Genomic DNA, 22,182 nt, shown 5'->3' on the forward strand with positions numbered 1-22,182 from the left:
GGGCAGGGGCGGCGGGTCGCCGCCCGACGCGTGTCAGGCGCTGCCGGAACGGCGCTCGCGTCCCGGCGGCGGCGGGCTTATTTGCCGGCCGCGGCGCGCCACTGCTTGATGAATTCCAGGCGCTTGTTCTGCTCCAGGTAGTCCAGCAGCGTTTCGTTGACCGGGATCGGCTTGAGCGAGGCGCCCAGCTTCTTGGTCATGCCGTCGACGTCGTTGTCGCCGGGGATGTCGTCGCGCACCGAGGCCAGGTCGGCCTGGTTGGCGATGATGTCCTGGCCCTTCTGCGACAGCATGTAGTCCATCCACAGCTTGGCGGCGTTGCGGTTCTTGGCCTTCTTGCTGATGAAGGCCACGCGCGACAGCACCAGCGCGTAGTCGGTCGGGTAGGCGATGCCCAGCGACGGATCGTTCTTGGCGCGGGTCTCGGCGTATGAACCCAGGATGTTGTAGCCGATCAGGTTCTCGCCCGAGGACACGCGTTCCATCATGGTGCCGGTGGACGACTGCACGATCAGGCCGCCCTTGGCGATGTCCTTGAGCGTGTCGAAGTACTTGGGATCATTGGCCTTGTCCTGCACGGCCAGCATGAAGCCCACGGCCGACTTCTCGATGTCGTAGGTGGTGACCTTGTTCTTGAACTTGTCCGGCTGGCTCGCGATCAGCTTGGCCAGCGCGCCGTGCGTGGTGGGCACTTCGGCGGCCGGGATCAGGCGCTTGTTGTAGATGAACACGGCCGGCTCGAAGGTCGTGCCGTAGGCCGAATCCTTCCACACGGCCCAGGCCGGCAGCTTGCCGATCTCGGGCGACTTGTACTGCATCGCGTAGTCGGTGGCCAGCTTCAGCGCCGAGTCCATCGACGAGCTCCAGACGATGTCGCCGCTGCTGCCGCCGGCGGCCTGCTCGCTGATGTAGCGGTTGTACAGCTCGGTGCTGTTCATGTCGTTGTATTCGACCTTCACGTCCGGGTACAGCGCCTCGAAGCCCTTGATGATGGGGCCGGCGGCCTTGGTGTCGGTGGTCGAATAGATGATGACCTTGCCTTCCTTCTTCGCGCCGTCCAGGATCTTCTGGTAGTCGGCGGGATACCCGGCCGGCACCTGTTGCGCGTAGGCGCTGCCGGCGGCGAGGACGAAGGTGGCGGCGAGCAGGGCGGCGCGCGGCGCCGCCAGTTTGGACTGGGCAAGCATGGGTGTCGTCTCCAGAGGGATGTTGTACGAGCGGACTCTCGGTCCGGCTTGCGGGCATCTTAGGAGGCGGCGTCTGTCGGCGTCCTGTCATGGGACGATGGGGGGGGTCGGGGGAAACCCTGAGAGTGTGACCGTTGCGCGCCTGTCCGCCGCGTCGTGCGTGCGGCCTGGCCGCCCGCGGGCTTCTAGGCCGCTTCCTGTACCCGCATTTCGATGTGCATGCCAGCGGCGGCAATCATGTTCACCAGGGCATCCAGCCCGAACAGGTTGATCTTGCCGCGCATCAGGTCGGAGACGCGAGGCTGCGTGACGCCGAAAATCTGCGCAGCCTGCGCCTGGCTCAGTGCGTTGCGCTCGATGTGACGCTTCAGCGCCATCATCAGGACCGAGCGCAGTTTCATGTTCTCGGCGACTTCAGCGGTGTCTTCGAGCGCATCCCAGATGCTGTCGAATCGTTGGTTGCTCATGATCCTGGTTCCTTCAGTAGATCGCGATAGCGGCGCGCCGCGAGATCCTGGTCAGCCTGGCCGGTCTTCTGGGTTTTCTTTTGGAAGCAATGCAGCACGTATATGGCGGCTGGCAGGCGCGCGAGGTAAATGATGCGGAACGCGCCAGAAGCGTCACGTATCCGGATTTCTTGCACGCCCGGGCCGATGATGGTGAACGGCTTCCAGTCGTCAGGGTTCAAGCCATGTTGTATCCGGTCGAGCTGATAACCCGCCTGGCGCTTTGCTGGCAGGGGAAAGGCGCGTAGGTCTTCAAGGGCGCTGCCGCAGAACACGATGGGCTTGGGATCGGTCACATTGAAAATATATAAAATCTTATATATTTTCGCAAGCGCGGTCCGTGCTTGATGAGTCCTATTTGTGCGGCGGCGTATCCGTCACCAACCGGATCCAGTTCTGCACGAAGCGCGAATGGCGGCGCTGGTCCAGGCCCACCAGCAGGGCGGGGCTGAGCACCACGGGCTGCACGATGCCGCGCGAGCGCGCCAGCACGGCTTCGGAAGTCCAGCGACCCGGCGTGTCTTCCATGATGGAGCCGAGCGCGGCGTGGCTGGAGGCGACCTGCTGGCCGGCCGGCGACAGCAGCCAGTCGACCAGCTGGCGGGCCAGGTCGGGGTTGGGCGCGCGCCGCGCGATCAGCACCGAGCGCGCCAGCACCAGTACATAGTCCTGCGGGAAGACCACGCCGATGTCGCTGCCGGCGGCCTGGCGCGACAGCGCGTAGGAGCCCAGCATGTTGTAGCCCAGGTCCAGTTCGTCGCGTTCGATGGCGTCCAGGATCTCGGCGCTGGTGGCGGCCAGGCGCACGCCCACCTGGCCGAAGGCGTTGGCCAGGCCCCAGAAGTTGGACGAGACCAGTTCGTCCTGCTCGGCCATCAGGTAGCCCACGCTGCTGGCCGAGATGTCGTAGGTGCCGACGCGGCCGTGCAGCTTGTCCTTGTCGCGCTCCAGCGCGCGCAGCAGGTCCTGGCGCGATCGCGGCACCGTGGCCTCGGTGTAGCGTCTGGGGTTGTAGACGATGACGGCGGGCTCGAAGGTGAAGCCGTAGACCTCGTTGCGCCAGACCGCCCACGACGGCAGCTTGGCGGCGTAGGGCGAGGCATAGCGCTGCGCGTAGCCGTCGTTGGCCAGGCGGATCTGCAGGTCGGCGGCCGAACTCATCAGCACGTCCACGTCCTTCAGCTCGCCCGCGATCATGGCTTCGTACAGTTCGCGGCTGCCCATTTCCCGGTAGACCACGTTCACGTCCGGCCGCTGCGACTGGAAGCCCTGGATCAGCGGCGCCACTACTGGCGTGTCGGTCGGGCCGGCGATGGTGAGCACGCGCGCCGACGGCTGCGGCGCGGGATAGCGGGTCACGGTCTCCGGGATGCCGGCGGCCCGCGCGTCGCCGGGCGCGCCGGCCAGCATCAGGCCGGCGACGCAGGCGGCGCCAAGCCAGGCCGCGAGCCTGCGGCCCGCGTGATGGCGCGCCAGCGGCAGGATGACGCGCGCGCTCAGGCCGCCGCCGGGACGGTCCTGCAGCCACAGCGAGCCGCCGTGGGCGACGGCCACGGAACGCACGATCGCCAGGCCCAGGCCCGAGCCCGGCAGGGATTCGCCGGCGCGGCCGCGGGTGAAGCGCTGTTGCACGGCCTCCTTTTCATCGTCGGCGATGCCGGGGCCGCGGTCGGACACGGTCAGCGCCACCCGGTAGCCGGCCACCGGCGTGGCCTGGATGTCCACCGGACCGTCGGGAGCGTAGCGCAGCGCGTTGTCGACCAGATTGCGCAGCATTTCGCGCAGCGCCACGCGGTCGCCGGCGATGCGGGCGCGCCGCACCTCGGGCGCGATGTCGATGCGCAGCCGCCGCGCTTCCAGCGGACCGATGCGGCGGCGCGTTTCATTGACCGCCTCGGCCACGCCGACCGGCGCGCGCGCGCCCTTGCCGAGCCGGTGCGTGATGGTGGCGTCCATCAGCAGCTGGTTGATCAGCTGACTGGCATGCGTGGCGTTCTGGTGGATGCGCTGGATGCGGGCGTGCAGGCGCTCGGGGTCGGGTTCTTCCAGCGCGACCTCGGCCTGCGCGCGCAGCGAGGCCAGCGGCGTGCGGACCTGGTGGGCGGCATCGGCCACCAGCGTGTTCAGTGTGTTCATCAGGCCGGACAGGCGGTGCATGAAGGCGTTCAGCGCCTCGACCAGACGGCTGACTTCCTGTGGCACCGGCGCGGAGACGGGTTGCAGATCGTCCGGCGCGCGGCGTCGCAGTTCGCGCTCGACCACGGCCAGGGGCGCGAAGGCGCGCTGCACGCCGAACCACAAGAGGCCCAGCGCCACCAGCGCCACCGCCACCAGCGGCAGCACGCTGCGGCCCAGGATCTCGTCGGCCAAGGCTTCGCGCGAGCCCAGCGTCTCGGCCACGCGCACCGTCACCCAGCCGGCGTGCTGGCTGGCGGATACCAGCCTGCCCACGGTGGCCACGCGCACCGGTTCATCGTGATAGTTCAGATAGTCGTAGACCGGCGTGGCCGATTGCGCCAGCGGCAGGCCGGGCGCCAGGTCGCCGTAGCCGGTGATCAGCCGGCCGTTCGAGGCCAGTGCCTCGTAGAACACCCGTTCGCTGCCGGAGAGCATGGCCAGCGAGGAAACGGGCGGCTCCACGGTCACGCCGTCATCCTCGATCTGGACCGAGCCTGCGATGGTCAGCGCCGACGCCGCCAGCAGGCGGTCGAAGGCCTGCTCGGCGGCGCGCTGGGCGTAGCCGCGCAGGAAGAAGAACAGACCGATGAGGGCGCAGGCCAGCAGCGCCACGCCCAGCGCGAACACCCGGCGGCGGATCGAGAAGCCTGCGGCCGGCTTCATCGCCTAGCCCGGGGTCGACGGGCCGGCGCCGGCGTCGTTCCGCGCGGCCGGCGTCTCGTGCAGGCGGGCCAGGTAGCCGACGCCGCGCACGGTGACGATATCCACCGAGGCGCCCGCCAGCTTCTTGCGCAGGCGCGAGATCAGCAGTTCCAGCGCATTGAGCGAGCCGTCGTCCAGGTCGAAGAGCTGGTTCATCAGGCGTTCCTTGGCCACGGTCTGGCCGAATTTGCCCAGCAGGATCTCCAGCAGGCGGAATTCGCGCCGGCCCAGTTCCACCGGCGCGCCGTCCACGCTGACGCCCCGGGCGGCCAGATCCAGGCCCAGGTTGCCGTAGGTCGTGACGCTGCTGGTCTGGCCGGCGGGGCGGCGCATCAATGCGCGCAGGCGGGCTTCGAGTTCGCGCAGGTCGAAAGGCTTGACCAGGTAGTCATCGGCGCCCAGGTCCAGCATGTCGATCTTGTCCTCGATCTCGGCGCGCGCGGTCATGACCAGCACGGGCGCTTCCAGTCCGGCCGCGCGCAGTTCGCGGATGACCGAGAAACCGTCCTTGCCGGGCAGGTTGATGTCCAGCACCAGCGCGTCCCAGGTTTCGTCCAGCCCGCGCCGCAACGCCGTCAGGCCGTCGCGCGCCCATTGGACGCTGTGGCCGGCCAGGCGCAGCTTGCTTTCCACGGCATCGCCCAGGTCGAGGTTGTCCTCGACCAGCAGAATGCGCATGTCGTTCCTCCATCTGATGATTGTTCTGTGCCGCGGGCGGCAAGGCGGCCGCCGCCCGGGGCGGGCAGCGGTCCGCGTCGCGCGGGGCTTTTTGGGAGGAAGTGTACCGGCAGCGCGGCGGCTGCGGGCAGTCGCGGGCCGCCGTCCCGCCGGAGCGGGATGGCGGGCGCGGTCAGGCTTGCGGTTCCGCCTGGGCGGCGGGCGCCAGCTGGCCGAGATAGCGGCAGTCCAGTTCGAGCGAGAGCTCGTCCATGCCGAGGATGTCGATCTCCACGGCGGTGCCTCGTTCCAGCTCGGGCATGCCGCCCACGCGGGTGACCAGCGGCGCGTTGCCGAAGCGCACCAGATCGTCGCGCAGCACATGGGCCACGGTGCGGGTGATGTTGTGCTGCTTGAGCCAGCGCAGGCACCAGTAGCGCTCCATCGCGCTCTGGAATTCGGCCCAGGTCGCGTATTGCGCGTCGAAGGCGCCGATGATGGCGAACAGGTCGGCGTCGCGCGGCTTGAAGGGCGCGACCAGGCGCGCCGACACGCCGTGCTCGACCGCCGCGATCAGCTGCCACTGGTTGACCAGGTCCACGTAGCGGCGCAGCGGTGACGTGCTCCAGGCGTACTGAGGCACGCCGATGGCCTCATGCGGCAGCGCCTGCGTGCTCATGCGCACGCGGCCGGCCTGCTGGGAACGGTAGATGCCGGGCACGCCGTGCTGGTGCAGCAGTCCGCCCCAGAGGTTGTTGGCCAGGATCATGTACTCGGCCACCATGCGGTCCAGCGGCGCGTTGCGCTGGCGCGGCACCAGCCGCACCGGGGTGTCCGGGTCGTCGGGGTTGCCGTCCAGGTAGAAGCTGTATTCGACGCGCGAGTTGTTTTCGGGCTTGCCGCGCACGTTCTCGCGCTGCGCCGACAGCGCCTGCGCCAGCTTCCAGAGCGGGCGCAGCCAATGGCCATAAGGCAGTTCGGCGGCGGGATCGGCCAGGCTGGCTTCGGTGACCTGCGCGTCCAGCATGTTGTGGCGCAGGTTCTCGCGCACCATCACGCGTTCGAGGCGGGTTTCCGATTCGAGGACCTCGCCGGTCTCGGGGTCGGCCGTCACGTACAGCGACAGGGCCGGCACCGCGCGCCCGGCGTCCAGCGAGAAGGCGCTGATGATGCTGTCCGGCTGCATGGGGATTTTGTCGCCCGGCATGTAGACCGTGGACAGGCGCGCGCGCGCCAGCTTGTCGAACTCGCTGTCGCGCGTGACCAGGAGGCCCGGCGCCGCCACGTGCACGCCGACGCGCAGCTTGCCGTCGGGCAGCGTGGTGACGGAGAGCGCGTCGTCGATTTCGGTGGTGGTGATGTCGTCCACCGAATAGATCTCGGCGTCCGCCAGCGGCAGCTCGCGCTCGATGGCGGGCAACGGCAGGTCGGGGAAGGCCAGCCCGCGCGGGAAGTTCACCGCCAGGAAGCGGCGCTTGTGCAGCGCCAGTGCGTGCGGCCAGGCGCCCAGGTCCAGCAGCAGGCGGTCGGGCGTCTTGCCCAGCTTGGCGCAGGCCGCGTCCAGCGCCTTCCACTGCTGGGAATTCTTGTCGGGGCGCACCAGCAGCGATTCCGCCGCCTGGGCGATTTCCTCGGGCAGGCGGCCGGCGGCCATTTCATCGACCCATTCCTGCTGCTGCTCGGCCTGACGCTGCTTTTTCTCCAGCGCGGCCAGCGCGGCGGCCAGGATGTCGGGCGGGGCGGGGCGATAGCGGCCCTTGCCGCGGCGGTGGAAATAGGCGGGCGCGCCGTGCAGCCGCATCAGCAGCGCGGCCTGTTCGACCGGCGTGGGGGCGTGGCCGAAATAATCGGCGGCCAGGGCGGGGGAATCGAATTCCTCCTGGGGCGCGCATTCCCACAGGAACTGCAGGTCCAGCGCCTCGGCGGCGGCGGCCGCCTGGCTCATCAGCGCGGCGGGTTCCGGCGCGGCGAATGTGAACAGCGTGTTGGCGCGCTTGATCTTGCTGCGCTTGCCGGATTCCGATTCCACCTGCAGGCTGGCGTCGGTTTCGGACAGGATGTTGCCGGCCTTGAAGCTGCCGTCGTCTTCGTAAAACACATACATGGTGGTGGATCGTCCTGGACGGCGCGCACGCGCCGCCGTGGTGCAGCTGTCGTTATGGAGTTCGGGGCACAGATGGATTATTGGGGGCGAACGGGCTCCGCGCCAAGCGCGAATTCGAGAACCTCGGGCATCCAGCGGGCGAAGTCGGACAGGCCGTGGTCGCTGCCCTGCACGATGCGCTGGCGGCAGCCCGCGTAGCGGTCGCGCATTTCGCGCCAGTCCAGCACTTCGTCCCCCGTGGCCGCCACCAGGAAGTAGCGCTCGGGTCGCGTGATGGCGGGCGCGTGGATCGCCGTCAACTCGTCCACGTATTCCGGCAGGAAAACGAAGGGTTCGTCCGAATGATACATGCGGTGTTCGCCGACCTGGGTGGCCAGGTCGCGCGGGGCCTGGACGGCCGGATTGAGCAGCACGGCCTGGCAGCCCAGCTGCTCGGCCAGCCAGGTGGCGTAGAAACCGCCCAGCGATGAGCCGATGACCGTCAGCGCCCGCGGATCGGGCGCGCCTTCCAGCTGGCGGCGGGCGATATCCATGGCCAGGTCGATGGCCTGGCGCGGGCTGGCGGGTAGTTGAGGGCAGGCCCAGGCGCCGGCCAGGCCGCGTTCGGCCATGGCGTCGGCCATCAGGCGGGCCTTGAACGAGGTCGGCGACGAGCGAAAGCCATGCAGGTAGAGGATCGAGCTGCTCATCGCGTCGTCCTTGCGCGCCTCAAGCGCGTCGCTCCAGCGCATCCAGCAGCTTGCCGTGGATGCCGCCGAAGCCGCCGTTGCTCATGACCAGCACATGGTCGCCGGGTCGGGCAGCCTGGACCACCGCGTCCACCAGCGCGTCGATGTCGTCGCGATGGCTGGCGCGCGCGCCCAGCGGCGCCAGCACCTCGGCCGGGTCCCAGCCCAGCGCGTGCTTGCCGGACTTGGCGCCGAAGCAGAACACCAGGTCGGCGCCAGCCAGCGCATCGGGCAGGCGGGCGGCCATGGTGCCGAGTTTCATGGTGTTGGAGCGGGGCTCCAGCACGGCCAGGATGCGGGCCTGCCCCACCTGACGGCGCAGGCCGGCGATGGTGGTGGCGATGGCGGTGGGATGGTGCGCGAAGTCGTCATAGACCTTCACGCCCTGGACCGTGCCGCGCAATTCCATGCGGCGTTTGACGCCGCCGAAGCGGCTCAGCGCCTCGATGCCCTGGGCCGCCGGCACGCCGGCATGGTCGGCGGCGGCCAGCGCGGCCAGCGCGTTCATGCGGTTGTGTTCGCCGCCGAGCGACCAGCGCACCGTGCCGATGTCCTGACCGTCGCGGCGGACGATAAAGGCGCCCTCTGCGTCGGGTTCGGACGCCTGCCAGCGGCCATCGTCGCCGAACGTGACCGTTTCCGACCAGCAGCCGCGCGCCAGTACGCGGTCGAGCGCGTCGGAATGCGTCGGGCGCAGGATGCGGCCCGAGCCGGGAATGGTGCGGACCAGGTGATGGAATTGGGTTTCGATGGCGGCCAGATCGGGAAAGATGTCGGCGTGATCGTATTCGAGGTTGTTCAGGATCGCGGTGCGGGGGCGGTAGTGCACGAACTTCGAGCGCTTGTCGAAGAAGGCCGTGTCGTACTCGTCCGCCTCGATCACGAAATGTCGCTGCGTGGGGCTGTACCGGGCCGAGACGTGCAGGTCGGGCGCCACGCCGCCGATCAGGAAGTTGGGCGCCAGGCCCGCCGCTTCCAGGATCCAGGTCAGCATGGAGCTGGTGGTGGTCTTGCCGTGGGTGCCGGCCACCGCCAGCACATGGGCGCCGGGCAGGATGTTGTCGCCCAGCCATTGCGGGCCGGAGACATAGCGCGCGCCCGATTCCAGGATGGCTTCCATCAGCGGGTTGCCGCGGCTGACCACGTTGCCGATCACGTACAGGTCGGGCTTGAGCGCCAGTTGCTCGGGGCCGAACCCTTCGATCAGCTCGATGCCTTGTTCGGCCAGCTGCGTGCTCATGGGCGGATAGACGCCCGCGTCGCAGCCGGTGACCTTGTGTCCGGCGGCACGCGCGATCAGCGCCAGCCCGCCCATGAACGTACCGCAGATGCCAAGAATATGCAGATGCATTGAAAAACTCTCCTGTGCTGCATTGTATATATAGAGGCGGGCCAGGCTGCGCCGCATGGCGGTGGGCCGGACTGTGCCGGCGCAAGGCGCAAACCCACGGCAGCGGTTATGATCGCGCCATGAATCGACGTCTCATTCTTTCCGCCGGCGTGGCCGTCGCCGCCACCGCGGCCGGCGTGTTCACCTGGCTGGGTCGCGGCAAGTCGCAAGCGCCGCAGGCCGCCGACGCGCAGGTCGATCCCGTCGCCTCGCTGATGGCGCTGCGCCTGCCCGACCTGAGCGGCGCCTCGCATTCGCTGGACGCCTGGAAAGGGCAGCCCATGCTGGTGAATTTCTGGGCGACCTGGTGCGCGCCTTGCGTCAAGGAGATGCCCGAGCTGGATGCCTTGCAGAAAAAATATCCGAAAGTGCGCTTTGTGGGTATCGGCGTTGATTCAGCCGCCAATATGCAGAAATTTGTCGAGAAAGTGCAGGTTTCGTATCCGCTGTGGGTGTTGGGCGCCGGTGGCATCGATGTGTTGCGCAAGCTGGGCAATCCTAGCGGCGGCTTGCCTTTTACGGTTGTTTTCAATGCAGATGGTGGAATTAACCGGAAGATCCTGGGTGAAATTCAGCCCCAGGACCTGGATCAGACTTTGGCCGGTTTGAAGGCGTAAGTCTGTTGGACAAATGGTGGGAATTGGCGTAAAAAGCTGGTTTATCGGCTGTTTTGCCAACAAATCAAGATTGGCAATCCACTCATTGGCAAGCGCATGGCGCAAAACATACTGGTATTGCATGGCCCGAATCTGAACCTGCTAGGCACCCGGGAACCTCATATCTACGGCAGTCTGACGCTGCAGCAGATCAATGAAAACCTGGAACGGCTTGCAGGGGAACTGGGCGCCACGCTCACGGCGTGGCAGAGCAATCACGAGGGCGCACTGGTCGATCGCATCCAGGCGGCGCGGCAAGACGGCACGGACTTCATCATCATCAACGCGGCGGCTTACACGCACACCAGCGTCGCGGTTCGCGATGCGCTGGCCGGGGTCGCGATCCCATTTATTGAAGTACATTTGTCCAACCTGTATAAGCGGGAGCCCTTCAGGCATCACTCGTATCTGTCCGATCTGGCGGTAGGCCTCATCAGCGGCCTGGGCGCGGACGGCTACGAGGCGGCCCTGCGCTACGCGGTGCGGCACTGATCTCGCTCCAACACATCGCTTTTACATCTTAAACGGCGCGGTCCCGACGCAGGGACGTTGCCGACACTATTTCGGGAAGCAGCTTCTATGGACCTTCGAAAACTCAAAACCCTGATCGACCTGGTGGCTGAATCGGGCATCGCCGAGCTGGAAATCACCGAAGGCGAAGGCAAGGTTCGCATCGTCAAGTTCTCGCAGACCCTGCAGCCGGTCGCGTACCATCAGCCCGAGGCCGGCGTGGCCGCTGCGCCGGTGGCCGCGCCTGCGCCCGCCGCTGCCGCGCCCGCCGCGCCGGCGCCGGCCGCGATCCAGGGCCATGTGGTCAAGGCGCCGATGGTCGGCACGTTCTACCGCTCGCCGAACCCGGGCGCCGCGCCGTTCATCGACGTCGGCCAGAGCGTCAAGGAAGGCGATCCCCTCTGCATCATTGAAGCCATGAAGCTGCTCAATGAGATCGAAGCCGACAAGTCCGGCGTGATCAAGGAAATCCTGGTCGAGAACGGCGAACCCGTCGAGTACGGCCAGCCCCTGTTCGTCATTGGCTGATCGCTGATATGTTCGAAAAAATCCTGATCGCCAACCGGGGCGAGATCGCCCTGCGCATTCAGCGCGCTTGCCGCGAGCTGGGCATCAAGACCGTGGTGGTGCACTCCGAGGCCGATCGCGAAGCCAAGTACGTGCGCCTGGCCGATGAGTCCGTGTGCATCGGGCCCGCGCCCTCGCGTGAAAGCTACCTGAACATGCCGGCCATCATCTCGGCCGCCGAAGTCACCGATTCCGAGGCGATCCACCCCGGCTATGGTTTCCTGTCGGAAAACGCCGATTTCGCCGAGCGCGTCGAGAAAAGCGGCTTCGTGTTCATCGGTCCGCGTCCCGACACCATTCGCCTGATGGGCGACAAGGTCAGCGCCAAGCGCGCCATGATCGAGGCCGGCGTGCCGGTGGTGCCCGGTTCCGAGGGCGCGTTGCCCGACGATCCGCAGGAAATCGTGCGCATTGGGCGCGAAGTCGGCTACCCGGTCATCATCAAGGCCGCGGGCGGCGGCGGCGGCCGCGGCATGCGGGTGGTGTACACGGAAGCCGCGCTGCTGAACGCCGTCACGATGACGCGTTCCGAGGCCGGCGCCGCGTTCAACAATCCCGAAGTCTATATGGAGAAGTTCCTGGAGAATCCGCGCCACGTGGAAATCCAGGTGCTGGCCGACGGCGGCCGCAACGCGGTCTGGCTGGGCGAGCGCGACTGCTCCATGCAGCGCCGCCACCAGAAGGTCATCGAGGAAGCGCCGGCCCCCGGCATCGCGCGCCGGCTGATCGAGCGCATCGGCGACCGCTGCGCCGACGCCTGCCGCAAGATGGGCTATCGCGGCGCGGGCACGTTCGAGTTCCTGTATGAAAACGGCGAGTTCTATTTCATCGAAATGAACACCCGCATCCAGGTCGAGCATCCCGTCACCGAGCTGATCACCGGCGTGGACCTGGTCCAGCAGCAGATCCTGATCGCCGCCGGCGAGAAGTTCACGCTGCGCCAGCGCGACATCGGCTTCAAGGGTCATGCGATCGAATGCCGCATCAACGCCGAGGATCCGTTCCGCTTCGTGCCCAGCCCCGGCCGCATCACCAACTGGCACACCCCGGGCGGCCCTGGCGTTCGTATCGATTCGCACGCGTTCAACGGTTATTTCGTGCCGCCGAACTATGATTCCATGATCGCCAAGGTCATTACCTACGGCGATACGCGCGACCAGGCGCTGGCCCGCATGCGCACGGCCCTGTCGGAAATGGTGGTGGAAGGCATTTCGACCAACATCCCGCTGCATCGCGAGCTGTTGCAGGACGCCCGCTTCATCGAAGGCGGCACCAGCATCCATTATCTGGAAAACAAGCTGGCCCAGCGGCCTTGATCCGCTTTTTCCGGGGCCGCGAGGCCCCTTTTGTGTTTTTACGGTCGAACGGGCCGCGGCGCATGCCGCGGCCCGTCGTCCAGATGGAAGAATCTCATGCGTGAACTCGTGCTCCATTGCCTGGAAGCCCAGGCCGAAGCCCTGTCCGACGCGCTGCTGGAAGCCGGCGTGCTGTCGGTGTCGGTCGAGGACGCCGATTTCGGCACCGACGACGAGCGTCCTTTGTTCGGCGAACCGGGCACCGAGCCCGACGTGCAGGCCTGGGACCGCAACCGCGTCGTGGCCTTGCTGCCCGACGGCGCCGACCCTGCCCAGATCATGGCAGAGGCGGCCGAGGCCGGCGAGCTGGACCCCGCGCTGTTCCAGGACTGGAGCCTGCGCGACGTGCCGGACGCCGACTGGGTGCGGCTGACGCAATCGCAGTTCGGCCCCATCCAGGTCGCCGAGCGGCTGTGGATCGTGCCCAGCTGGCACCGTGACAATCCGGACGTGCCGGGGCTGGACCTGGATGCCGCCGACGGCGCCATCCACATCGAACTCGATCCGGGCCTGGCTTTCGGCACCGGCAGCCATCCCACGACCCACCTGTGCCTGGCCTGGCTCGAAGCCGAGCTGCCGGCCGGCGCGACGCTGCTGGACTACGGCTGCGGCTCGGGCATCCTGGCCATCGCCGCGCGCAAGCTGGGCGCGGGGCCGACCCAGGCGGTGGACATCGATCCGCAAGCCGTGCAGAGCACCGTGTTCAACGCCCAGGTCAACGGCGTCGAGCTGGACGCCATGCTGCCCGACGGCCTGAAGGACGGCACGTTCCAGGTCGTGGTCGCCAATATCCTGTCGAACCCGTTGAAGGTGCTGGCGCCCATGCTGGCCGGCCGCGTCGCGCCCGGCGGGCAACTGGTGCTCTCGGGCGTGCTGGAACGGCAGGCCGAGGAAGTCGCCGCCGCCTATGCGCCGTGGATCGCCATGTCGGTCTGGCGCGCGCGCGACGGCTGGGTCTGCCTGCACGGCCGCAAGGCCTGAACGCATAGCTGCCGCGCAACGCCATGGCTTTGACCACCCGCTGCCCGCATTGCGGCACCGCCTTCAAGGTGGTGCCGGACCAGTTGCGGATCCGCAATGGCCTGGTGCGCTGCGGCGCCTGCTCCACGGTGTTCGACGGCCGGGCCAGTCTGGTGCCGCCCGCGGACGTTCCCGGGCGGCAGGCCGAGACGCCGGTCGCCATGCCGGCCGCGACTGCGGCCCCGGGCCGCCGAGCCGGCCCATGCGGTTCCTCCCTTGGTTCGGCCCGAGACTCCGACTGCCCGGGCGTCCGAGCCGGTGCCGCCGTGGGAAGACGAGCCTGCTTTCTCGCAATCCCCGGCGCGGCCTTGGGCGCAGCCGCCATCCGCGACGCCGCCCGCCGTGCTGCGCAGCCGCGAACAGATCCGCCGGCAGGCGCAGGACCAGGACGCGCGCGCCGACGAGCTGGATGACGATGAGCTGCATGATGACGAATCGCAGGACGATGAACCACGGGGCGGTCGTCGTCACGGCGAGGACGGGCATGATGATGCGAGCGGCTGGCGCGACCGTGCTGATGAGCGCTATCCGCACTCGCGCCCCGCGGCTCCACGATTCGAGGAGCGTCGCGGCGAGGCGTTCGTAGCCGACGACCGGCGCGGCGAGCCGTCGCTGTCCTGGAGTGCGCCGGTGCGCGCCGAGGCGGTGCGTGAGCCGGCATTGCGGGCGCGCGTAGAGGACGACGGCGCCCTCGACGACGGCCGCGGCCATGCCGATGAAGACGCCACTGACTTTGAAGACGCCGACGGCGACGCGCTACAGGATGGCGCGCCGGTGCTGGGCGAGTCTCGCACCCGCTATTCCAGCGCCACCGACGTGGGACGCGCTCCGCCGGAATTCCTGGACCAGGACCGGCAGGCGCGCCGGGGCCTGCTGCGCCGGCTCTGGGGCTACGGATGCCTGCTGGGCCTGATCGCGCTGGGCCTGCAACTGCTTTATGCCTACCGCGTGGATATCGCCAATTCCGTGCCGGCGCTGCGTCCGGCGCTGGAAGCCGCCTGCCGCTCCATGGGCTGCACGGTGGGCTACGCGCGCCGCCTGGAGCGCATCGCGATTTCCGCTTCTTCGCTGCAGCCGCCGCCGGGCGCTGCCGCCATCGATGACGGCCGCAGCCGCCTGGTGCTGAACCTGATGCTGCGCAACCGCTATGACAAGCCGCAGCATTGGCCCGCGCTGGTGCTGGATCTGACCGACCTGTCGGATACCGTGGTCGTGCGCAAGGTGCTGCGGCCCGAGGATTACCTGACGCCGGAGCAACTGCGCGGCCCCTTCGGCCCGGCCGGCGAGCTCAATATCTCGGTGCCCATCGAAGTGGCGGGCGTCCAGGTCAACGGCTATCAGCTCGACAAATTCTTTCCCTAAATTTTTCTTCAAGGATGACAGGCATGACGAATTCGGTCCTGGTCTGCGGTTCGATGGCTTTCGACACCATCGCGGTATTCGAGGGGCGCTTCAGGGAGCACATCCTTGCTGACCGCATCCATGCGCTGAGCGTCTCGTTCCTGGTGCCCAGCATGCGCAAGGAATACGGCGGTTGCTCGGGCAATATCGCCTACAGCATGCAGTTGCTGGGCGGCAAGCCCGTGCCGGTCGCCACCGTCGGCGAGGACGCTGGCGAATACCTGGAGCGGCTGCAGGGCCTGGGCATCGACGTCAGCCGGATCAAGACGATTCCCGAGACCTTCACCGCCCAGTGCTTCATCACGACCGACCTGGACGACAATCAGATCACCGCGTTCCATCCCGGCGCCATGGCTTTTGCCGCGCAGAACGACGTGACCGGCGCCAAGGCGGCCTGGGCCATCGTGGCGCCCGACGCCAAGGAAGGCATGTTCGCCCACGCGGAACGGCTGAACAAGAGCGGCATTCCGTTCATCTTCGATCTGGGCCAGGCCATGCCCCTGTTCGACCGCGATGACCTGGAGCGCATGCTCAAGATGACGCAGGCGCTGACGGTCAATGACTACGAGGCCAGCGTGGTCGAGCAGCGCACCGGCCGCAGCATCGAGGACATCGCGCGCGACCTGACCGCCGTGGTCGTCACCCGCGGCGCCGAAGGCGCCACGCTGTATACCGAAGGCAAGACGGTCCAGATCGCGCCCGTGCGCGCGGCCCAGGTCGTGGACCCCACCGGCTGCGGCGATTCGCAGCGCGGCGGTCTACTCTACGGCCTGACCTGCGGCTGGAGCTGGGAAGACAGCTGCCGCCTGGGCAATGTCATGGGCGCCCTCAAGATCGCCTCGCGCGGTCCGCAGAACTATGCGCCGTCGCGCGCCGAGATCGACGCGGTGCTGCATGCCACCTACGGCATTCATCTGCCTGCCTGAACCCGCGTACAGGGTGGGGAACCGGCGCCCGTGGCGCCGGTCGAAATGGACGATCGCGTTTCACTGTGTTGCAGGCTGCTCCATCACCGTTTTCGGGCTGGAGTATGATCAAAATTCGTCGGCGATGCCCGATCGAGGAGTCCAAATGAACCAAACCAAATCCATTTCCCTGGTCTCGCCGCGCGCCGGCCGCTGGCTGGCCGTCGCCGCCGTCGTCACGTCGATGGCCGTGCTGGGTGGCTGCGCCAACCGCAGCGCCTCCAGCGGCGTGTACAGCTATGACCAGGCTCAGCGCGAGCAGATCGTCCGCACGGGCACAGTCACCGGCGTGCGTCCCATCGTGATCCAGAACGACAAGTCCAGCGGCGCAGGCATGCTGGCCGGTGGCGCGCTGGGCGGCGTTGCGGGCAACGCGGTCGGCGGCGGCACGGGCCGCACCATCGCCACGGTTGGCGGCGCCATCCTGGGCGCGCTGGCGGGCAATGCCATCGAGAACTCGGTTGGCAAGTCGTCCGGCTACGAAATCACGGTGCGCCTGGACAACGGCGAAACCCGCGTCGTGGCCCAGGAAGCCGATGTGCCCATCAGCGTCGGCCAACGCGTCCAGGTGATCAGCGGGGCAGGCCCCACGCGCGTCACCCCGATGTAAATCGTCGTCGCCAGAGAAAAGCCCGCGCAAGCGGGCTTTTTTCATTGGCGCGGGCCGCGCAGGAAAGCCGCTGGAACACCGCGGCGTCGTGCTGTGGGTGCCGCTGGCGCAGGGTTCCTCGCGCAGTCTGTCGTTCCGCCGCAACGTGGTGCACCGTGATTACCCTCGAAATGCCGTACTTTTTGTGTTTTTCCGCGATTTCGGCCGGAAGTTTCATGGCGATTCAACGGTTGAAGTGCCATGATTCGCCTGCCACGCCGACAAGGGCCGGAATGATGTTGTAACGGCTTGCATCGGCGCCACCCGGGAAGCCGGTCGGCATCGTCAGTTAATTTTCAGGTTTTTTCTGTAGACTCGCCGTCCTGAATCTCGGGGCGGGGGATGTTGTGCCTTTCGAGGCGACATAACGCTGCACTATCTATGCATACCGAGCAAGAACTCCACACCAAGATCGGCGAGATCGTCGAGTCGATCGTCCTCAAGAAAGTCACTCCCGACACGCAGTTGATCGCTACCGGCCTGGTGGATTCGCTCGCCGCCGTGGACATCACGCTGGCTGTCGAGTCCGAGTACGGCTGCAGCATACCGGCTCCGGAGATCGCGGAGCATTTACAGTCGGTTCGCACGCTTGCCGGCTATGTCGCTGCCCATACTTCGTAATTCCCGGCTGCTGTCGCACGTCGCGGCCGCCACCACGGCGGTTGCGCTGGCCATCGGCGCGTACCTGGGCGCGGACGACGTGCTCAGCCGCATCGTCCTGCCGGTCGCCGCGCCCGCCGCGGACAAGAGCAACTACCTGCCCAATCTGGGGCCGGATTGGGGCACCCAGCACGTCAACCTGAACCGCCTGGGCAATGCGCTCAGCGACGGCACGCTGGTGGTGCTGGGCTCGTCCGAGCTGTCCAGCCACGATTTGCGCTTCGTGCCGTACCGCTTCTTTCCCGAAGAGCTGAAGGTGCCGACGCTGGCCTATGGCCACGCCATGTTCCAGTCCTACGGCATGGTCAGCGTGCTGGAGTCCGTGGCCGATTCGCTCACGCCGAACACGCGCCTGGTCATCATGGTGTCGCCCGCCTGGTTCGCTTCTGGCGGGCAACTGCCGCGCAGCGCCTTCGCCGAGCATGTCACGGGGCCGGTCTGGAACCGCCTTTGGGACAAGCCCAGCACGCGCGAGCAACTGCAGACCTGGATCAGCGACAACGCGAACTGGGGCCTGCTCTGGCTCATCGCGAACGGCCAGGTGGCCGAGCTGAAGGACAAGGTCTCGTTGTGGTGGAACGCGCGCCAGGAACCCGCGCCGGACAAGCCGCGCAGCAAGCTGTCCGTGCCGGCGCACCGCTATGTGGTCTGGCCCTCGGCTGCCCGCCTGAACGCCGGGCACTGGAGCCGCCTGACCCAGGAGGCGCGCGAAGTCGAGCACAAGCTGGGCGGCAATAATCCCTACGATGTGCGCGACGACTACTACAAGCAGTACCTGGCATCCCTGTACTCGCCGGCGCGCAACGAATTCGCCAATGTCGACCCGCTTACCCGCACCGAACTGGGCGACCTGTCGCGCCTGATGGCGCTGCTGCAAAAGCGCAAGGTCAAGGCGTACTTCGTAATCCAGCCTTTCAATCCCAAGCTCATCCTGGACATGGAGCGCTTCGATCCGGTGGTGGCCGCCATCACCGGCATGTGCACGCGCTACCAGATGGGCTGCCTGGACCTCTACAGCATTCCCTTCGAGCCCGGCATGGTGCGCGACGACATGCACCTGGCCGAACTGGGCTGGGCCATGGCCGACCAGGGCATTGCGGAGTATTTTTCCCGATGAAGCAATTTTTTTGCAGGGCATTCGCCAAGCCGGATGACGCGGCGGCGCCTGACCGGGATGCCGGCAAGGGCTGGGGCCGGCGGTTCCTGTGGCACCTGTGCCTGTACCTTGGCGTGATCCTGGTGTTCGTGCTGCAGGCCCAGCCCACCACGGGTAGCGGCGGACCGATCAAGGTCGAATTCCAGTACCAGCAATTCTGAGCGCGGCCACAGCATGGAATTGTTCGCAAGCTTGAGTTTTTTTGGCGGCGCCCTGTTCGGCGGACTGGGCCTGTTGGCCTATCGCGCCTTCGGCATGCCGTTGCGCATTGGTTATCGCCACGTCATCGCCGCGATCTGCCTGGCGGTGTGGATGGCGGTGTTCTGGCACCGGCCCTGGCAGCCACTGGCGCTGCTGGCCATTTCCGGCGCCGCGCTGTGGGCGGTGCGCCGCAAGTACATTCCGACCTGGCTCGCGGTCATCATCACGATGACGCCCTTGCTGCTGGTCAAGACCGGCGTATCGCACCTGGCGGCGATGCTGGGCCTGTCCTTCGCGACCTTCCGCGCCATCGATGTGCTGCTGTTCGCGCCGCGCAACGAACGCATCTCGCTGCTGGACTACTGCATCTACGTGTTTTTCCCGCTGACGCTGCTGGCCGGTCCCATGTACCGCTGGCGCAACTTCCAGGCCGACCTGAAGCGCGGCTATGAAGGCGTGAGCCTGAACACCTGGCTTTCGGGCCTGGAACTGATCATGGTCGGCGTGATCCAGAAGTTCGGCCTGGCCGAGTTGATCTGGCGCTACGGCCTGTCGACGCTGGACGCGCACGATTATTCGTTCACCGGCGTGGCGCTCAATGCCTCGCTGTACAGCGCCTACCTGTTCTTCGATTTCGCCGGCTATTCGACGATGGCGATCGGCATCGGCATGCTGTTCGGCTTCAATCTGCCGATCAACTTCCGCAATCCGCTGGCCACGCTGAATCCGCAGGATTTCTGGCGGCGCTGGCACATCAGTCTGTCCGAATGGCTGCGCGACGTGGTGTTCATGCCCATCTACAAGGCGCTGAGCAAGACGGCGTTCTTCGGGCGGCACCGGATGGCAGCGCAGAACATCGGCATCTTCGCCACGCTGCTGGCCATGGGCGTGTGGAACGGCCTGTCGCCGCACTACATCGTCAGCGGCCTGATGTTCGGCGCCTATTCGGTGGGCCACAACCTGCTGGTCAATGCCGCCCGCACGCGACCGGGGCTGCAGGCCGCGCTGGCCCGGCCCCTGATGCGCTTCGCCGGGCGCGTGTTCACCCTGATCCTGGCCGCGCTGGCGCTGTACGTGTTCAGCGGCCGCAGCCCGATCTGATCCATTTTCATACGCCGGGAGCATCGGCATGCGTTTCGACCTGAAATCCTTCGACTTCGTGGAATGCGAGCGCGCGCCCGATGCGCTGGCGGTGGCCGCGGCCGACCGGAACCTGAGCTGGGCGCAGCTGCGCGCCGAGGCGCTGGCCTGGGCCGACGCCGCGCGCGCGCATGGCGCGGCGCCGGATGTGCCGGTGGCCATCTATGGCCACAAGCAGGCTTCGTTCTTCGTGGCCATGGTCGGCGCGCTGCTGGTCGGCGCGCCGTTCGTGCCGGTCGACACGATCTATCCGCCCGAGCGCCTGCGCCGCATCGTTGAGATCGTGCGGCCGGCGGCGGTTTTCGATGCGGCCGCTGGCCGTTTTGAACCCGGCCACGGCGCGCCGCTGGCCGAACGCGGCCTGGCCTATGTCATGTTCACTTCGGGCAGCACCGGCGATCCGAAGGGCGTGCAGATCGGACGCGAGAGCGTGGGCTTGCTGGGCGACTGGATGCTGGGCAGTTTCGGACTGGGCGATGCGCCGGTGTTTATGAACCAAGCGCCGTTCAGCTTCGACCTGTCGATGTACGAAGTCTTCGCCACGCTGGCGTCCGGCGGCGCCTGCGTGCTGAACTCGCGTGAACTGATCGCCACGCCCGCCGCGTGGATAGCCAGGCTGGCCGAACAAGGCATCACGGTATGGGTATCGACGCCGTCCTTCGCGCATCAGCAGCTGGCCAACCGGGATTTCTCGCCCGCGACGCTGCCTACCTTGCGCACGTTCCTGTTCTGCGGCGAACCCTTGCCGGCCGCCCTGGCCAAGAAGTTGCGCCAGCGTTTCCCGGATGCGGCCATCCTGAATACCTACGGTCCGACCGAGGCCACTGTTGCCACGACCTGGATCGAGATCACGGACGCGGTGCTGGCGCAGCACGATCCGCTGCCGGTCGGCCACGCCAAGCCGGATTGCGAGCTGCTGGTGACGGACGGCGAGATCTGCATCGTCGGCGACCATGTCATGCGCGGCTATCTGAACCGTGCGGACCTGAATGAGCAGAAGCTTTTCGTCCACGCTGACGGCCGCCGGGGCTTTCGCACCGGCGACCTGGGCCAGATGGAGGAGGGCGGCCTGCTGTTCTGCCGTGGCCGCATGGACGATCAGATCAAGCTCAACGGTTATCGCATCGAACTGGCGGAAATCGACGAGGCGCTGCACGGGCTGCCCGGCGCGGAGGGCGGCGCCTGCGCCGTGCTGCGTCGTCCGGATGGCACGGCGGTGCGCCTGATCGGCTTCGTCACGGGGGCGGCGGTGGCAGGCGAGCAGCCCGCCTTCCTGGACGCGCAGGCGCTATCGAACTGGAAAGATCTGCTGGCCCAACGCCTGCCGCCCTACATGGTGCCGTCCGAGCTGGTGGCCTGCCCGGCCCTGCCCATGTCGAACAACCACAAGATCGACCGCAAGAAGCTGATCGATATCTATGCCGGGATACCCGCGTAGGGGCAGCGTGGCCGCATGCGCCGATGAGGGGTGGCCGCAAGTAAGGGTGAGAGGGGCGCGATATGTGCCGTCAGCTCGTCGGGGACCGCTTGATGTGGGCGGCTTGGTGTGGGCGCCGAGCAGCTGGCGCTGAAGCGATCCGCATGGCATCTACGCCGTCGTTTCTCTTTGAGGAAGTGGCTTCCCAAGCAGCACTGCCTCCCCAAGCCGGGCAGCGCGGATCCGGCTCCGCCGGTCAGCAGCTGCGCCCCTGGGGGAAGGCGCGCAGCGCCTCGGGGGGGCCTTCTACACCCCCATCAGCGAATAACTGAGGCGGGCCAGGACCATCAGCACGATCTGCGCGACCACCAGCAGGACCAGCGGCGAGAAATCGATCGAGCTGCGCGGCAGGATGCGGCGGATGGGATCGAGCAGCGGCGCGGTCAGGGTCGAGAGCAGCGGCATGAGCGGCGCCATGGGGTTGACCCAGGACAGCACGGCCTGGATCAGCGTCAGCCAGACGATCAGGTTGAGCGCCCACTTGATCGCCATGATCAGCGCCGAACCCATGGCGGCGGGCAGCAGGGCTGCGGGGATCAGCGCGCCGATGGCCACCAGCCAGATCAGCACCAGATAGACCAGCGCCGACAGCCAGGTCGCCACCAGGCTGGTCCAGTCGATCTTGTTGCCGGCGGGAATGATCTTGCGCAGCGGCAGCACGAGCCAGTTGGTGGCTTGGTAGATCGCGCGCGCCAGCGGATTGAACGGCGGCAGCCGAATCGCGTGCATCCATGCCCGTGCGATCAAGGCGGCGCCGAATAGCGTGAAGACGATTTCGAGCAGGAAGCGAAGGATTTCACCGAGCATGGACGGGATCTACCAGAAAAAGACGGATTCCATTGTCGCACGGGCAGATGAAAAAGTGCCTCCGCGCGGTGACGGTCAGCGCCAGGGATGGTCCGGCTTGCGAGACGGCCTCAATGAAAAAGCCGCCTGGCCAGGCCAGGCGGCTTCAGTACCGCTAGACGGCTGA

General features: G+C 67.1%; 25 protein-coding genes. 15 read left to right on the forward strand and 10 right to left on the reverse strand.

What is annotated here, in order from left to right; all coding sequences use genetic code 11:
* Positions 1-77: 77 nt before the first annotated feature.
* The 8 genes from AC6LJ5_RS17050 to mpl all read right to left on the reverse strand — a co-directional run bounded on the left by AC6LJ5_RS17050 (position 78) and on the right by mpl (position 9,413).
* On the reverse strand, positions 78-1,187 hold the full coding sequence (locus tag AC6LJ5_RS17050; protein WP_103272337.1) for an ABC transporter substrate-binding protein: 1,110 nt from the start codon (positions 1,185-1,187) through the stop codon (positions 78-80).
* 185 nt (positions 1,188-1,372) lie between these two features.
* Positions 1,373-1,654: a helix-turn-helix domain-containing protein gene (locus AC6LJ5_RS17055; protein ID WP_498141101.1), complete on the reverse strand. Its 282-nt coding sequence runs from the start codon at positions 1,652-1,654 to the stop codon at positions 1,373-1,375.
* A complete protein-coding gene (locus AC6LJ5_RS17060; RefSeq protein WP_498141102.1) occupies positions 1,651-1,989 on the reverse strand; it encodes a type II toxin-antitoxin system RelE/ParE family toxin in 339 nt (112 codons plus the stop codon). Before AC6LJ5_RS17060 ends, AC6LJ5_RS17055 begins: the two co-directional genes overlap by 4 nt.
* A 58-nt stretch (positions 1,990-2,047) precedes the next feature.
* Positions 2,048-4,534 (reverse strand): sensor histidine kinase, encoded by a 2,487-nt coding sequence (locus AC6LJ5_RS17065; protein WP_498141103.1) that lies wholly within the window; start codon positions 4,532-4,534, stop codon positions 2,048-2,050.
* Between the two features lie 3 nt (positions 4,535-4,537).
* The gene (locus AC6LJ5_RS17070) at positions 4,538-5,251 is read right to left on the reverse strand and encodes a response regulator transcription factor (protein ID WP_498141104.1); all 714 of its coding nucleotides are present in this window, start codon (positions 5,249-5,251) and stop codon (positions 4,538-4,540) included.
* 172 nt (positions 5,252-5,423) lie between these two features.
* Positions 5,424-7,334, reverse strand: coding sequence for a ribonuclease catalytic domain-containing protein (locus AC6LJ5_RS17075; RefSeq protein ID WP_103272341.1), 1,911 nt, complete (start codon positions 7,332-7,334; stop codon positions 5,424-5,426).
* Positions 7,335-7,411: 77 nt separating this feature from the next.
* Positions 7,412-8,023 carry a YqiA/YcfP family alpha/beta fold hydrolase gene (locus AC6LJ5_RS17080; RefSeq protein ID WP_103276306.1) on the reverse strand — a complete coding sequence of 204 codons (612 nt, stop codon included), beginning with the start codon at positions 8,021-8,023 and terminating at the stop codon, positions 7,412-7,414.
* A gap of 19 nt (positions 8,024-8,042) precedes the next feature.
* Positions 8,043-9,413: a UDP-N-acetylmuramate:L-alanyl-gamma-D-glutamyl-meso-diaminopimelate ligase gene (gene mpl / locus AC6LJ5_RS17085; RefSeq protein ID WP_103272342.1), complete on the reverse strand. Its 1,371-nt coding sequence runs from the start codon at positions 9,411-9,413 to the stop codon at positions 8,043-8,045.
* Between the two features lie 119 nt (positions 9,414-9,532).
* Here mpl and AC6LJ5_RS17090 point away from each other — a divergent pair, with 119 nt between their 5' ends.
* The 9 genes from AC6LJ5_RS17090 (at position 9,533) to AC6LJ5_RS17130 (ending at position 16,536) form a co-directional block, all read left to right on the forward strand.
* Positions 9,533-10,069, forward strand: coding sequence for a TlpA family protein disulfide reductase (locus tag AC6LJ5_RS17090; protein ID WP_103272343.1), 537 nt, complete (start codon positions 9,533-9,535; stop codon positions 10,067-10,069).
* Between the two features lie 96 nt (positions 10,070-10,165).
* A complete protein-coding gene (gene aroQ, locus AC6LJ5_RS17095; protein WP_103272344.1) occupies positions 10,166-10,600 on the forward strand; it encodes a type II 3-dehydroquinate dehydratase in 435 nt (144 codons plus the stop codon).
* 87 nt (positions 10,601-10,687) lie between these two features.
* Positions 10,688-11,146, forward strand: a complete 459-nt coding sequence (gene accB, locus AC6LJ5_RS17100) for an acetyl-CoA carboxylase biotin carboxyl carrier protein (protein WP_103272345.1) — start codon at positions 10,688-10,690, stop codon at positions 11,144-11,146.
* A gap of 8 nt (positions 11,147-11,154) precedes the next feature.
* Complete coding sequence (gene accC, locus AC6LJ5_RS17105) at positions 11,155-12,501, forward strand: acetyl-CoA carboxylase biotin carboxylase subunit (RefSeq protein ID WP_103272346.1); 1,347 nt, start codon at positions 11,155-11,157, stop codon at positions 12,499-12,501.
* Between the two features lie 96 nt (positions 12,502-12,597).
* On the forward strand, positions 12,598-13,521 hold the full coding sequence (gene prmA, locus AC6LJ5_RS17110) for a 50S ribosomal protein L11 methyltransferase (protein WP_103272347.1): 924 nt from the start codon (positions 12,598-12,600) through the stop codon (positions 13,519-13,521).
* A 23-nt stretch (positions 13,522-13,544) separates the two neighbouring features.
* The gene (locus AC6LJ5_RS17115) at positions 13,545-13,973 is read left to right on the forward strand and encodes an MJ0042-type zinc finger domain-containing protein (RefSeq protein WP_498141105.1); all 429 of its coding nucleotides are present in this window, start codon (positions 13,545-13,547) and stop codon (positions 13,971-13,973) included.
* Positions 13,903-14,922, forward strand: coding sequence for a DUF3426 domain-containing protein (locus tag AC6LJ5_RS17120; protein ID WP_498141106.1), 1,020 nt, complete (start codon positions 13,903-13,905; stop codon positions 14,920-14,922). Before AC6LJ5_RS17115 ends, AC6LJ5_RS17120 begins: the two co-directional genes overlap by 71 nt.
* A 23-nt stretch (positions 14,923-14,945) precedes the next feature.
* Positions 14,946-15,887: a carbohydrate kinase family protein gene (locus AC6LJ5_RS17125; protein ID WP_498141107.1), complete on the forward strand. Its 942-nt coding sequence runs from the start codon at positions 14,946-14,948 to the stop codon at positions 15,885-15,887.
* Positions 15,888-16,032: 145 nt separating this feature from the next.
* A complete protein-coding gene (locus AC6LJ5_RS17130; RefSeq protein WP_212316854.1) occupies positions 16,033-16,536 on the forward strand; it encodes an outer membrane lipoprotein in 504 nt (167 codons plus the stop codon).
* Here the strand turns inward: AC6LJ5_RS17130 and AC6LJ5_RS17135 are convergent.
* Positions 16,523-16,753, reverse strand: coding sequence for a hypothetical protein (locus AC6LJ5_RS17135; RefSeq protein ID WP_498141108.1), 231 nt, complete (start codon positions 16,751-16,753; stop codon positions 16,523-16,525). The two genes, AC6LJ5_RS17130 and AC6LJ5_RS17135, sit on opposite strands and share 14 nt — an antisense overlap.
* Positions 16,754-16,956: 203 nt before the next feature.
* On the opposite strand from AC6LJ5_RS17135, the gene AC6LJ5_RS17140 reads away from it, so the two are divergent.
* From AC6LJ5_RS17140 to AC6LJ5_RS17160, 5 genes are read left to right on the forward strand one after another with little or no spacing between them, the layout of a single operon-like run.
* On the forward strand, positions 16,957-17,196 hold the full coding sequence (locus tag AC6LJ5_RS17140; RefSeq protein ID WP_103272351.1) for an acyl carrier protein: 240 nt from the start codon (positions 16,957-16,959) through the stop codon (positions 17,194-17,196).
* Positions 17,174-18,352: a D-alanyl-lipoteichoic acid biosynthesis protein DltD gene (locus tag AC6LJ5_RS17145; RefSeq protein WP_392410440.1), complete on the forward strand. Its 1,179-nt coding sequence runs from the start codon at positions 17,174-17,176 to the stop codon at positions 18,350-18,352. The genes AC6LJ5_RS17140 and AC6LJ5_RS17145 overlap by 23 nt, the downstream gene beginning before the upstream one ends.
* Complete coding sequence (locus tag AC6LJ5_RS17150) at positions 18,349-18,552, forward strand: hypothetical protein (RefSeq protein ID WP_199771082.1); 204 nt, start codon at positions 18,349-18,351, stop codon at positions 18,550-18,552. The genes AC6LJ5_RS17145 and AC6LJ5_RS17150 overlap by 4 nt, the downstream gene beginning before the upstream one ends.
* A 13-nt stretch (positions 18,553-18,565) precedes the next feature.
* Positions 18,566-19,693 (forward strand): MBOAT family O-acyltransferase, encoded by a 1,128-nt coding sequence (locus AC6LJ5_RS17155; protein ID WP_103272353.1) that lies wholly within the window; start codon positions 18,566-18,568, stop codon positions 19,691-19,693.
* Between the two features lie 28 nt (positions 19,694-19,721).
* Positions 19,722-21,170, forward strand: coding sequence for a D-alanine--poly(phosphoribitol) ligase (locus tag AC6LJ5_RS17160; protein ID WP_498141109.1), 1,449 nt, complete (start codon positions 19,722-19,724; stop codon positions 21,168-21,170).
* A gap of 285 nt (positions 21,171-21,455) precedes the next feature.
* On the opposite strand, the gene AC6LJ5_RS17165 is transcribed toward AC6LJ5_RS17160, so the two are convergent.
* A complete protein-coding gene (locus tag AC6LJ5_RS17165; RefSeq protein ID WP_103272355.1) occupies positions 21,456-22,016 on the reverse strand; it encodes a YggT family protein in 561 nt (186 codons plus the stop codon).
* On the opposite strand from AC6LJ5_RS17165, the gene AC6LJ5_RS17170 reads away from it, so the two are divergent.
* Positions 22,015-22,182, forward strand: coding sequence for a hypothetical protein (locus AC6LJ5_RS17170; RefSeq protein ID WP_392410438.1), 168 nt, complete (start codon positions 22,015-22,017; stop codon positions 22,180-22,182). The two genes, AC6LJ5_RS17165 and AC6LJ5_RS17170, sit on opposite strands and share 2 nt — an antisense overlap.

Source organism: Achromobacter sp. 1011791174 (assembly GCF_059760925.1).